This window comes from Agrobacterium fabrum str. C58, from assembly GCF_000092025.1.
GTDB lineage: Bacteria > Pseudomonadota > Alphaproteobacteria > Rhizobiales > Rhizobiaceae > Agrobacterium > Agrobacterium fabrum.
The window spans coordinates 1601493-1613593 of sequence record NC_003063.2 but is presented as its reverse complement, the minus strand read 5'-3'; the positions used below and the strand labels follow the sequence as shown (position 1 = coordinate 1613593).

The 12101-nt window shown below is 59.7% G+C and carries 15 protein-coding genes; 8 read left to right on the top strand and 7 right to left on the bottom strand.

The window, feature by feature from the left end:
- Positions 1-215: 215 nt before the first annotated feature.
- The 5 genes from ATU_RS20965 to ATU_RS20945 all read left to right on the top strand — a co-directional run bounded on the left by ATU_RS20965 (position 216) and on the right by ATU_RS20945 (position 4083).
- Positions 216-1106 carry a metal ABC transporter substrate-binding protein gene (locus ATU_RS20965; protein ID WP_035257772.1) on the top strand — a complete coding sequence of 297 codons (891 nt, stop codon included), beginning with the start codon at positions 216-218 and terminating at the stop codon, positions 1104-1106.
- The gene (locus ATU_RS20960) at positions 1103-2011 is read left to right on the top strand and encodes a manganese/iron ABC transporter ATP-binding protein (protein WP_035257679.1); all 909 of its coding nucleotides are present in this window, start codon (positions 1103-1105) and stop codon (positions 2009-2011) included. The genes ATU_RS20965 and ATU_RS20960 overlap by 4 nt, the downstream gene beginning before the upstream one ends.
- The gene (locus ATU_RS20955) at positions 1992-2852 is read left to right on the top strand and encodes a metal ABC transporter permease (protein ID WP_010973877.1); all 861 of its coding nucleotides are present in this window, start codon (positions 1992-1994) and stop codon (positions 2850-2852) included. Before ATU_RS20960 ends, ATU_RS20955 begins: the two co-directional genes overlap by 20 nt.
- Positions 2849-3703 (top strand): metal ABC transporter permease, encoded by an 855-nt coding sequence (locus tag ATU_RS20950; protein ID WP_010973876.1) that lies wholly within the window; start codon positions 2849-2851, stop codon positions 3701-3703. The genes ATU_RS20955 and ATU_RS20950 overlap by 4 nt, the downstream gene beginning before the upstream one ends.
- Before the next feature lie 206 nt (positions 3704-3909).
- The gene (locus ATU_RS20945) at positions 3910-4083 is read left to right on the top strand and encodes a DUF1328 domain-containing protein (RefSeq protein WP_010973875.1); all 174 of its coding nucleotides are present in this window, start codon (positions 3910-3912) and stop codon (positions 4081-4083) included.
- A 55-nt stretch (positions 4084-4138) separates the two neighbouring features.
- On the opposite strand, the gene ATU_RS20940 is transcribed toward ATU_RS20945, so the two are convergent.
- Positions 4139-4870 (bottom strand): SDR family oxidoreductase, encoded by a 732-nt coding sequence (locus ATU_RS20940; protein WP_010973874.1) that lies wholly within the window; start codon positions 4868-4870, stop codon positions 4139-4141.
- 197 nt (positions 4871-5067) lie between these two features.
- Here ATU_RS20940 and ATU_RS20935 point away from each other — a divergent pair, with 197 nt between their 5' ends.
- Positions 5068-5835 carry an IclR family transcriptional regulator gene (locus ATU_RS20935; protein WP_010973873.1) on the top strand — a complete coding sequence of 256 codons (768 nt, stop codon included), beginning with the start codon at positions 5068-5070 and terminating at the stop codon, positions 5833-5835.
- Positions 5836-5941: 106 nt separating this feature from the next.
- Here the strand turns inward: ATU_RS20935 and tal are convergent, their stop codons facing one another.
- Positions 5942-6907, bottom strand: a complete 966-nt coding sequence (tal, locus tag ATU_RS20930; RefSeq protein ID WP_006309875.1) for a transaldolase — start codon at positions 6905-6907, stop codon at positions 5942-5944.
- Positions 6908-7102: 195 nt separating this feature from the next.
- Between tal and ATU_RS20925 the strand changes: the two genes are divergently transcribed.
- Entirely contained in the window at positions 7103-8134 is a 1032-nt protein-coding gene (locus tag ATU_RS20925; RefSeq protein ID WP_010973872.1) for a sugar-binding transcriptional regulator, read from the top strand.
- On the opposite strand, the gene ATU_RS20920 is transcribed toward ATU_RS20925, so the two are convergent.
- From ATU_RS20920 to ATU_RS20905, 4 genes are all read right to left on the bottom strand, one after another.
- Positions 8131-8418, bottom strand: coding sequence for a type II toxin-antitoxin system RelE/ParE family toxin (locus ATU_RS20920; RefSeq protein ID WP_010973871.1), 288 nt, complete (start codon positions 8416-8418; stop codon positions 8131-8133). The genes ATU_RS20925 and ATU_RS20920 overlap by 4 nt on opposite strands.
- Before the next feature lie 5 nt (positions 8419-8423).
- A complete protein-coding gene (locus tag ATU_RS20915) occupies positions 8424-8660 on the bottom strand; it encodes a CopG family ribbon-helix-helix protein (RefSeq protein WP_010973870.1) in 237 nt (78 codons plus the stop codon).
- Between the two features lie 52 nt (positions 8661-8712).
- Entirely contained in the window at positions 8713-9585 is an 873-nt protein-coding gene (locus tag ATU_RS20910) for a methylated-DNA--[protein]-cysteine S-methyltransferase (RefSeq protein WP_010973869.1), read from the bottom strand.
- A gap of 266 nt (positions 9586-9851) precedes the next feature.
- On the bottom strand, positions 9852-10334 hold the full coding sequence (locus ATU_RS20905; protein ID WP_010973868.1) for a DUF2244 domain-containing protein: 483 nt from the start codon (positions 10332-10334) through the stop codon (positions 9852-9854).
- Positions 10335-10371: 37 nt separating this feature from the next.
- Between ATU_RS20905 and nth the strand changes: the two genes are divergently transcribed.
- The gene (nth, locus tag ATU_RS20900) at positions 10372-11154 is read left to right on the top strand and encodes an endonuclease III (RefSeq protein ID WP_010973867.1); all 783 of its coding nucleotides are present in this window, start codon (positions 10372-10374) and stop codon (positions 11152-11154) included.
- Here the strand turns inward: nth and ATU_RS20895 are convergent.
- Complete coding sequence (locus ATU_RS20895; RefSeq protein WP_010973866.1) at positions 11116-11853, bottom strand: sulfate transporter family protein; 738 nt, start codon at positions 11851-11853, stop codon at positions 11116-11118. The genes nth and ATU_RS20895 overlap by 39 nt on opposite strands.
- Positions 11854-12101 lie beyond the last annotated feature (248 nt).

Sequence of the window (12101 nt, the reverse complement as noted above, 5' to 3'; positions counted from 1 at the left end):
GGACAAGCCACGGACCACGCTGTCCGAGCCCTGCGATAGTGCCGCTTTCTCATTGAAAAAAGTTTAACCGGGCTGCCTCCGTCCGGCCAAAAACGCACCAATTTCGGACATTTCCGAAATCAGTTAAATTGAGAATGATTTGCAATAGCGTTGACATCTGTGATTCCATAACGGATGGTATTGCGAGTTAATCGCAACAGAAATTGGTGACAGACGTGAATCTCCATAAAATCCGCCATGCCCTATTTGCTTTTTCGCTTTTCCTGCCGGGTGTTGCCGTCGCGCAGGAAAAGCCGAAGGTGGTCACCACCTTCACCATCATCGCCGATATGGCGCGCAACGTGGCGGGTGATGCGGCGGATGTGGAGAGCATCACCAAGCCGGGTGCGGAAATTCACAATTACCAGCCGACACCGCGTGATATTCTCAAAGCCCGCAAGGCCGATCTGGTGCTGCGCAATGGCCTCAATCTGGAATTGTGGTTCGAGAAATTCCTGGCCAATCTTTCCGGCGTGCCTGATGTGACGGTGAGCGATGGTGTGCAACCCATGGCGATCAGCGGCGGCGCCTATCAGGGGAAACCCAATCCGCATGCCTGGATGTCGCCCGATAACGCCTTGATCTATGTGGAAAATATCCGCAAGGGCCTTGCGGAAATCGACCCTGCCCATGCCGATGTCTATACCGCCAATGCCAAGGCCTATTCGGACAAGATCAAGGCCACGGTGCAGCCGATCCGCGATGCGCTTTCCGTTCTGCCTGACAACAAGCGCTGGTTGGTAACGAGCGAAGGCGCCTTTTCTTATCTCGCCCGTGATTTCGGCCTGAAGGAACTGTTCCTGTGGCCGGTCAATGCCGATAGCCAGGGCACGCCGCAACAGGTTCGCGGCGTGATCGACGCCATGCGCGAACACAATATCCAGGTCATCTTCAGCGAAAGCACGGTTTCCGCCGATCCCGCAAAGCAGGTGGCCAAGGAAACCGGTGCGTCCTATGGCGGCATACTCTATGTGGATTCGCTGAGCGAGGCGGACGGCCCAGTTCCGACCTATCTGGACCTGCTGTGCGTGACCAGCGAAACCATCGCCAAGGGACTGTCTTCATGAGAATGGGCAGTAAAAAATCCGGCGGCGGCCTGACGGTTCAAAATGCGACAGTGACCTATCGCAACGGCCACACCGCATTAAGAAACGCCAGCTTTTCCATCCCCCGCGGAACGATCACTGCACTTGTCGGCATCAATGGCGCCGGCAAGTCCACAATTTTCAAGGCGATCATGGGTTTTGTGCCGCTGGCCGCCGGTTCCGTCTCGATTTTCGATCTGCCGGTGAAGAACGCGCTCAAGAAAAACCTCGTCGCCTACGTGCCGCAGGCAGAGGAGGTGGACTGGAGTTTTCCGGTGCTGGTGGAGGATGTGGTGATGATGGGCCGTTACGGCCACATGAATTTCCTGCGCATCCCGTCGAAACGCGATCACCAGATGGTCGAGGAGGCGCTGAAACGCGTCAACATGCTCGATTATCGCAAGAGGCAGATCGGCGAACTTTCCGGCGGGCAGAAGAAGCGGGTGTTTCTGGCCCGGGCGCTGGCGCAGGAAGGCCAGGTCATCCTGCTGGATGAGCCTTTCACCGGCGTGGACGTGACGACGGAAGAGCAGATCGTCGCGCTGCTGAAAGCGCTGCGTGACGAAGGCCGGGTCATGCTTGTCTCCACCCATAATCTCGGCAGCGTTCCGGAGTTCTGTGACCGCGCCGTGTTCGTCAAGGGCACGGTTCTGGCGTCCGGCAAGACGGCGGATACCTTCAACGAGGAGAACCTGCAAAAGGCCTTTGGCGGCAGCCTGCGCCACTTCGTGCTGGGCGGTGCGGAACTGCATGACGATGCCGATCCGCGCCGGGTGAAGGTGATTACCGATGACGAGCGTCCCTTCGTGATCTACGGCAAGAATGGCCAGAACGGGCATGAGGCACAGCCTCCGAAAGAAAAAACCGATGATAAACAGCCTTCTTGAGCCATTCACCTATGGCTATATGCTGAACGCCATCTGGGTCAGCGCGCTGGTGGGCGGTGTCTGCGGTTTTCTCTCCGCCTATCTGATGCTGAAGGGCTGGTCGCTGATCGGCGATGCGCTTTCCCATGCCATCGTCCCCGGTGTGGCCGGGGCCTATATGCTCGGCCTGCCCTTTTCGCTGGGTGCCTTTCTTTCCGGCGGGCTTGCAGCCGGTTCCATGCTGTTCCTGAACCAGAAGACTCGCCTCAAGGAAGACGCGATCATCGGCCTGATCTTCACCTCGTTTTTCGGGCTTGGCCTGTTCATGGTGTCGCTCTCGCCCACGTCGGTGAATATCCAGACCATCGTGCTCGGCAATATTCTGGCGATCACGGCGGAAGACACCATCCAGCTGGCACTGATCGGCGGCATCAGCCTCCTCGTGCTGGCGCTGAAATGGCGCGATTTCATGGTCGTATTCTTTGATGAGAACCATGCCCGCACCGTGGGGCTGAAACCGGAAGTGCTGAAGGTGATCTTCTTCACCCTGCTCGCCGCCTCCACGGTCGCCGCTTTGCAGACGGTCGGAGCCTTCCTCGTTGTCGCCATGGTGGTGACGCCGGGCGCCACCGCCTATCTCCTGACCGACCGTTTCGAACGGCTGATCCTGATGAGCCTGATCATCGGTGCGGCCACCAGCTTCGTTGGCGCCTATCTCAGCTATTTTCTCGATGGCGCCACCGGCGGTGTCATCGTCGTGCTGCAGACGGCGATCTTCCTTGCCGCCTTCGTTTTTGCGCCCAAGCACGGCCTGCTCGCGTCCCGCGCCAAGGCCCGCAAGGCACTGGAGGAAACGCCGTGAGCGACACTCTCGAACTCGCCATCCTGCCGTTTCAGCTGCCCTTCATGCAATATGCCTTCGTCATTACACTCATGATCGCGGTGCCGATGGCGATGCTGTCCTGTTTTCTGGTGCTGAAGGGCTGGTCGCTGATGGGGGATGCGGTCTCCCATGCCGTGCTGCCCGGCGTGGTGGTGGCCTATATCGCCGGAATACCGCTCTCCATCGGCGCTTTCATCGCCGGCATGATCTGTGCGCTCGGCACCGGTTTCATCAAGGAAAACAGCCGCATCAAGGAAGATACGGTGCTGGGCATCGTCTTTTCCGGCATGTTCGGGCTGGGGCTGGTGCTGTATGTGAAGGTGCAGAGCGACATGCATCTCGACCATATTCTCTTCGGCGACATGCTGGGCATTGCACCCAAAGACATGCTGGAGACGGGTCTGATCGCGCTTTTTGCCACGCTGTTCCTTGGCATCCTGCGCAAGGACCTCTTGGTCAACGCCTTTGATGCGCAGCATGCCAAAGCCATCGGCCTGCCGGTGCGCGTGCTGCATTATGGCCTGCTGATGATTCTGTCGCTCACCGTCGTCGGTGCATTGAAGGCAGTGGGCATCATCCTCTCGGTCGCCATGCTGGTGACACCAGGCGCAATCGCCTTCCTGCTGACCCGGCGGTTTTCCGCCATGATGCTGGCGGCCATTGCGGTGGCGGTTGCCTCATCGCTTTCGGGCATATGGGTGAGCTTCCTGATCGACAGTGCGCCGGCTCCCACCATCGTGATGTTCATGAGCCTTGCTTTCGTCGCCACCTTCATCCGCACCACCTGGAAGGCCCGGCGGACGGACGCGGCAAGGGAAACAGGCTTCTAGAGCATTTCCGGTGAAAGCCGGTTCACCTGAAATGCTCTATCTCTTTGCTTTTTTGCAGACGCAAAACCGCTAACGCACTTTTGCTGGACACGCTCGAGAACAACGATTTTTGCGGGCGTGTGGAACATTTTCGCCTTTTGCGCGTCATTTTGCTGAGCCTGTCGCGGGGCGGCGGGCTTGGCAAATTATGCAAAAGGGGAAGCGCCATGCTGAAGTGGGCTCTTATTTTCTTCGTTATTTCTTTGATCGCAGGCGTATTCGGCTTTACCGGCATTTCCGCGGCGGCGGCGGGCGTGGCCCGTATTCTGTTCTTCATCGCCGTGGTGATTTTCCTGGTCTTCCTCGTGCTTGCACTGATGGCCGGCAGCGCCATCGTCTGAACGAAAAAGGCGACCGGTTTTCACCGGTCGCCTTTTCTCTTTCCCATACCGATAATCAGCCCGTCCAGCCGCCATCGATCACATGAATCTGGCCGGTGGTGAAACCTGCCTCGTCGGAAGCGAGATAGGTGACGAGCGCTGCGATTTCTTCCGGTGTGGCGATGCGGCCCATCGGCTGGCGGGCGATGAAATCCGCCAACGCCTGTTCGTAATTGCCGGTGGCGCGCAGGCGGTCATGCAAGGACGGGCTATCGACCGTGCCGGGGCAAATGGCGTTGCAGCGAATGCCCTTGGTGACGAAATCGGCGGCGATGGCCTTGGTGAGACCCACCACGGCCGCCTTGGAAGCCGTATAGGCGAAACGGTTCGGCACGCCCTTCACGCTTGACGCAACCGATGACATGTTGACGATCGCGCCCTTGCCCTTTTCCAGCATGCCGGGCAGGAAGGCGCGGCAGGTGCGATACATCGCCTTGGCGTTGAGGTCGAAGGAGAAATCCCAGTCCTTCTCTTCACAATCGAGAATGGTGCCGGAATGGACGAAGCCGGCGCAGTTGAACAGCACGTCGGCATGGCCGATATCGGCTGCGAAATCCTCGACGCCATCACCGTCAAGCACGTTTAGAACCCGCGTTTCCGCACCCTTCAGGGTGGAAAGCGCCTGCTCGTTGATATCGGTGGCGATGACGCGCGCGCCGAGCGATATGAAACGCTCCGCCGTCGCCCGGCCGATACCCTGACCGGCGGCGGTGATCACCACTGTCCGGCCGTTAAAATCCTGCACCATGAATAGCCTCCCGCTAAAGCCGACCGCCAGCGTGGCCGAGCCGTTGAATTTCAGTGATCTCAAATATGGATCGACAATTCATATGTAAACGCGGTATTCATATGGCGTCAAGCAAACTTGCGCGGATGTGGGGTATCGGGCAACCATATTTTAAGGCACCCCCGCCCGGCACGCATCAGAAACACCATTGAGGCCAGATGACCGACGACGACAGCGAAAGATACCGCGCCCCCGCCCTCGACAAGGGCCTGGACATTCTCGAGCTTCTGGCCCGCACGGATGGCGGGCTGACGCAGATCGAGATCGCCAAGGCGATCGGCAAAAGCCCCAACGAACTGTACCGCATGCTGGACCGTCTGGTGCGCCGGGGTTACGTGCAGCGGCTCGACGGCGACCGGTTTTCGTTGACGCTGAAAATGTTCGGGCTGGCGCATTTCCATGCACCGATCCGCCGGCTCGTGTCCTTCGCCGCACCTGTGATGCGGGATTTCTCCGCAAGCGCCGAACAGGCCTGTCACCTTGCCGTTTATGACCGCGGCAGCGTCGTTGTCATCGCCCAGCAGGAATCCGCCACCTATTGGGCCATGTCCATGCGGGTCGGCGCGCAGATGAGCCTGTTCCACACCGGCTCCGGCCATGTGCTTCTGGCCTTCCAGACAGAGGCGCAGCGCGAGATCATGATGACCGAACAGGTGCGCGGCAGCGGCGAGACCGTGCCGGCGGACCTTGCCGAGCGGCTGCGGCAGGTGCGCAGCAACGGTTTTGAATCCATGGACAGCTTGCAGACGGCGGGCGTGCGCAACATTTCCGCCCCGATTCTGACGCTGGACGGCACCGCACTCGCCGTCATCACCTGCCCCTATATTACCACGCTCGGCGGCACGGCCCCGACGCGCGAGACTTGCGAACAGCTGATCCGCGATGCGGCAAAACGCATCTCAGAAGTGGTGACGGGAAACGTCTGAAGGGCACAAAAAAACGCGACCGGCAGGGGCCCGATCGCGTTTCAATTGACTGGAGATTATGTCTGGTAAACGCGAGGGGAACGCAGATGGTTCCCCCCTTTTTTTGTCAGGCGGCAGCGGCCGTCAGCTCCTTGCGGACCATCTCGCGCAGCGTAACCAGATCCTTGGCGAACAGGCGGATGCCTTCGGAAAGCTTCTCGGTTGCCATCGCGTCTTCGTTCATCGCCCAGCGGAACGCCTTTTCATCGAGCGACTGCAGCGCCTCGGCCTTGACATTGTCAGGCGAAAGCTTGCGCTCGAGCTTGCCATTGTCCTTGTCCAGCTCTTCGAGCAGCGCCGGGCTGATCGTCAGGCGGTCGCAACCGGCCAGCGCTTCGATTTCGCCAACATTGCGGAAGGAGGCGCCCATGACAACGGTGCCGATGCCATTCGCCTTGTAATAATTGTAGATGCTGCGCACCGAAACGACGCCCGGATCTGTCTCGGCAGTGTAGGTCTCGCCGGTCGATTTCTTGTACCAGTCGAGGATACGGCCGACGAAGGGCGAGATAAGGAAAGCCTTGGCTTCGGCGCAGGCAATCGCCTGTGCCTGCGAGAACAGCAGCGTCAGGTTGCAGTCGATGCCTTCGGACTGCAGAACTTCGGCAGCCTTGATGCCTTCCCATGTGGAGGCCAGCTTGATGAGGATGCGTTCACGCTCGATGCCGCGCTCCTTATAGGAGGCGATGATGTGGCGTGCCTTGGTGATGGAAGCCTGCGTGTCGAAGGACAGGTCGGCATCGACCTCGGTCGACACACGGCCGGGAACGAGACCGGCAAGAGCTGCACCGACGGAAATCGCCAGACGGTCGGCAACGGCGGCAACGACGGCGTCGGACTGGCCGCCCTGCTTCCTGCCCCAGGCGACAGCTTCCTTCACCGCATCGGCAAAGGCCGGCGTGCCGAGCGCTTTGAGAACGATGGTCGGGTTGGTGGTGCAATCCACCGGCTTCAGGCGTGCTACCGCCTCGATGTCGCCGGTATCGGCAACGACCGTGGTGATGGCGCGAAGTTGTTCGAGTTTGGACGTCATGGCGAATGATCCTTCATGATCTCTGGTAAACTTGCTCAGCCGTCTTTTCGTTCCCGCACCAGGGGTGCGCCCAAGGCCGAAATCACGGTTCTGTCCGGCTCCGACTATCGCAAGCGGCGCGGTCGAAAGTCAAGACATTTGCGCATCGCAATTGACATAAGTTTCATGCCTGCGATACTCGACCGCACATAAGGAATGGCGAAAACCGTGGCGAAACTGAGAAGAGAGACCCATACGACCTATTCGGAAGCGGCTTCGCTGAGGCTGCGCGCGGCATGGCTCTATTATAACCAGGGCATGACGCAGAAGGATGTCGCCGAAAGACTCGGGATCAGCCGTTCCACCGTCATCCGCCTGCTCGACGAGGCGATGAAACGCTCCGAAGTGCAGATCTGGATCAATGAGGGCATCGAGGATTTCGTCTCGCTGGCCGGCCAGCTGGAGGCAGCCTACGGACTTGATGAGGCCGTCATCATCCCCTCGCCCGGCCCGTCTCCCGCCGGCCCATCTACCGCCAGCCCATCTACCGCCAGCAAGACAAGCGCGGAAGGCACCGCCAAGGCCGTCGGCCTCGCCCTCGGGCAGTTCCTCTCCGAAGTGGTGCCGAACGGCGCCACCATCGGCGTCGGCTGGGGGCGCACCATGACTGCCTCGCTCTCCAGTTTCCGCCCGCCGCGGCGGGAAAACTGCAAGGTCGTCTCACTGCTCGGCGGTATCGTCGCCGTGCACCAGACCAATCCGCTTGATTACACCTGGCGGCTGGCAAGCGCGCTCGGGGCGGAATGTTACATGTTCCTCGCGCCGTTGCTGGTGGATTCCGTTGAGACCAAACGGGCGCTGATCGAAAAATGCGGGCTCGCGACGCTTTACGATCTCGCCGAAACACTCGATCTCGCCATCGTTTCCTGCGGCGATATCGGCCCGCATTCCACCTCGCTGTCGGAAGGTTTCATCTCCAGGGAGACGCTGCGCGAACTCGTCGATGCCGGCTGCGTCTGCGACACCATGTTCAACTTCATCGATGCCGAAGGCCGCTCTGTCGATCATCCGATCAATCAGCGTGCCATGGCGATCGATCTCGACACGCTGCGCAAGGCCAAACACATCGTGCTCGCCTCCGGCGGCGCCCACCGCGCCATCGCCATCCGCGCCACGATCAAGCGCATCGGCTGCAATACGCTGATCACCGACGAGGCGGCGGCGCGGGCTTTGATGGAACTGGTTTAAGCGTCGTCAGGCCATTCGCGGGCGGCGTGTTGCACGAACACAATGTCGACCTGTTCTTCCGTAACGCGGTACGCGACGATGTATGGAAGCCCGGGAACAACCAACTCTCTGGTCCCTTCGATTTCTCCGCTGCGCCCTAGATGAGGATTATCGGATAAAAGACGTGCCGTGGTCTGGTGAATTGCTCTAACGACTTTTGCCGCCGCGCGCGGATTGCGTTCGGCAATATAGACGCCTATGGCGTCAAGCTCCCGGAGATAACGGCGCGTCCAAATCAACCGCACGCGTTTCAGGCCTTGGCATATTTATTCAAAACGTCGTTAATCTCTTCTTCAGTGACAAACTCCCCTGCATCGGCCTCTGCCAAGCCCGCCCTCACGCCGCTCGTCCATTTCTCTTGCCAGGCCAGAGAACGTCCATGTGAAAGCGCATCTTCTATGATGCGGCTTGGTGTCGAATTCGAGCGCTCAGCCAAGATATCCAGCCGGCGTTTAATATCGTCGGAAAGTTCAATCGTGCTTTTCATGGGTCAAGAATAACCGATCCCAAGGAGATCGGCAAAGACAATTCAGACCCGATCACGCCTTCCCCGTTTCCCATCCCAGCATCGCCCGCTTGCGCGTCAGGCCCCAGTGATAACCCGTCAGAGCTCCGCTTTTGCCGACCGCACGGTGGCAGGGAACAACGAACGAGACCGGGTTTGCCCCGACTGCGGCTCCCACGGCGCGGGATGCGGTGGGCTGGCCGATATCGCAGGCAATGTTCGAATAGGTGACGGCGCGGCCCATCGGGATTTTCAGGAGGCTTTTCCAGACCCGCACCTGAAAATCCGTGCCGAGCAAAACCACACGCAGCGGCTTGTCCGCCGTCCACATGGCAGGTTCGAAGATGCGCGCGGCGTAGGGCGCGGTCGCTTCGCGATCCTCGACGTAATCCGCATTCGGCCAGCGGCCGGCCATATCCTCGAAACAGGCTCTTTCGTCGCCCGGATCGGCAAAGGCGCAGCCGGCAAGGCCGCGATCGGTGATCATGACCAGCGCAAGCCCGAAGGGCGAGGCGTGAAAGCCATAACGGATCGTCAGCCCGCCGCCTTTCGCCTTCCATTCGCCGGGCGACATGGCCTCATGGGTAACGAACAGATCATGCAGGCGGCCAGGCCCGGACATGCCGACCTCGATCGATGTTTCAAGCAGCGGCAGGTCCTCTTCGCGCAGCAGCCGCTTGGCATGATCGAGCGTCACGGCCTGCAGGAAGGCCTTGGGCGAAAGACCGGCCCAGCGGGTAAAAGTCTTCTGCAATTGCGTCGGCGACTGGCCGAGCCTGGCGGCGATGGCTTCGAGGGAGGGTTGTTCGCGATAATCCAGCGTCAAAAGCTCGATAACCCCGCGCACCGTATCGTAATCCGAGCCGATGGGGGTGATGTCTTCGTTCAGCATGATATTGGCGTTCATCGCATGTCTCCTAACGGGTAAGAGAAAACCACTAAAGCGCGCCGGTCTCCACCCGTTTCTTGCGCGGCATCACGATACACAAGGAATGTTCGTTAGCCGGAACACCCACTTACCCTCATTCCTTTGCTCGTCACAGAAATCCAGCGGACACGCGCCCGCGTGGCGAAGAACTCTTCTCAGCCCAAAGACTTGGGCTGGCTGGATCCCGGTGACGAGCACAGGGATGAAGGAAGGAGACCACCGCGCCTCGACACTTCCTGACCCACTCACATCCGCCGCCGCACCGTCGCCAGCGCACCGCCGAAGGCCTTGGCAAAGCTTTCGCGATCATCCGGGTTGAGGAACGAGCCGATATCGGTCGCCCGGCCCTCACCCGTCACATGCATGGAAACGATGCCGATCTCGTCATGCCGCCTCACCCGGAAGCGCGCCCAGAACGGATTGAAACGATATTCCACCATGCGCCCGGCGGGTGAGAATTTGCGGATCGACAGGTTGGTGCGCGACACGCTCACCTCTTCGCGTGCCTTCGCCGCCCGGTAATTGGCGCGGAAGGCGATATAAAGCAGCAGGAAATCCAACCCGAAAAACAGGCCGATAGGCCACGCACCTGTGGCGAGGAAAAAGCCGCCATAGATGAGGCAGGCAAATCCGGTGAGGATGAGAAGCAGCCGGAAACCCCTTCGGCCAAGCGAGCGGTGCGGAACGAGTTCCGCCGCGAAAATCGGCTGGTCGTTGAGCGTATCCACGTTGCTTTCCTTTGGCCGCGCTGGCTATAGATAGTGCATGACAGTCGCCAAGAAACGATCCAGCACCCAAACATTGAAAAAGTCAATTCCGGCGCAGCGGCGCAAACCCGTGCGGGTGAAAACGGCCTATTCGAAGGACGAACTCACCGAAATCTTCCGCCGTTTTTCCATCCAGCGGCCAGAGCCGAAAGGCGAGCTGGAACACACCAATCCCTTCACCCTGCTGGTAGCCGTGGCGCTTTCCGCGCAGGCGACCGATGTCGGTGTGAACCGGGCGACCCGCGCCCTGTTCAAGGTGGCGGATACGCCGGAAAAAATGCTGGCGCTCGGTGAGGAACAACTGATCGGCCATATCAAGACCATCGGCCTCTACCGCAACAAGGCAAAAAACGTCATCGCGCTATCGCAGATGCTGATCGACAATTTCGGCGGCGAGGTGCCAAAAACCCGCGAGGAGCTGGTGACCCTGCCGGGGGTCGGCAGGAAGACGGCCAATGTGGTGATGTCGATGGCCTTCGGCGTGCCGACGCTTGCAGTGGACACACATGTGTTCCGCATTGCCAACCGGCTCTGTCTTGCGCCCGGCAAAACCACTGACGAGGTAGAAGACCGGCTGGTCCGCATCATCCCCGAACAATATCTGTTCCATGCGCATCACTGGCTGATCCTGCATGGGCGTTATTGCTGCAAGGCGCGCAAGCCGGAATGCGAACGCTGCGTGATTGCCGATATCTGCAAATCGCCGGAAAAGACCTTCGATATTCCAGCCCCGCTGGTGGAACTACCCGCGCAGCTGTTCGGTGCCGCCGGCGGCGAATGAGGGATCGCGCCGGCTGACGGCCTTGTGCAGATGCACCATCAGCGAGGCGGCGAAAAGCGGCGTCAGCAGGTTCAGGAACGGCACCGCCAGGAATGCCGCAATCACCAGCCCGGCCATGAACACCGTGGTGCGGTGTTTCACCCGGAACAACCGGGCGTCAGCGGGCGAGCGGAAACGCATGGCCGCGAACTCGAAAAATTCCCGGCCGAGCAGATAACCGTTCACCAGAAAAAACGCGATGAGATTGACGCCCGGCACCAGCAGCAGCAAAAGTGCTACGAGGTTGCCGGCAATGACGACGCCGAAAAACTTGATCGATGACAGCACGGCTTCGCCGATCGGCATTGCCTTGCCGGGCGGGTCATCCGGGTAGTTCTGTTTCTCCACCACGTCGGCGACATCATCAAGAAACAGGCCGGCGATGACGGCCGTGACCGGCGAAATGAGCAACGCCAGCGCCAAGGCAAGCCCGATGCCGGCGAAAATGGCGAAAACAAAGCTCAGCCAGCCGGCCCAATCGGGCACGCCGGGGATAAGCGTATCGATCCAGGGCAAAGCGAAATAGATGAAGATGGAGCGGATGGCGAACCAAAGCGCCGCCAGCACCAGCAACGTCAGCCCCAGCACCTTCCAGAATACCGACCGGGTCTCGGCGGCAAAGAGATTGCCAAATGCCAACCGCGCCGCATCAAATATCATTCGGAACTCCCTTGACGCCTCTGGCGTTGAAACTCTTTCAACACCGAGATAGGCGCTGGCCGTTCACTCCGCAAGACAGGGCGTGACGCCCGCTGGGGGGAGTTAAACCGCAAATGGAATTTCCCTTGAATAAAAGATAGCTCTAAAATATAATAAACCATCTACGATAATTCGCATTCCGGTCCGGTGGAGGACATGGCCGGGAAAGCTCGTCTCCACCGTCAAATCGTGGTTCGCACGCTTGCACG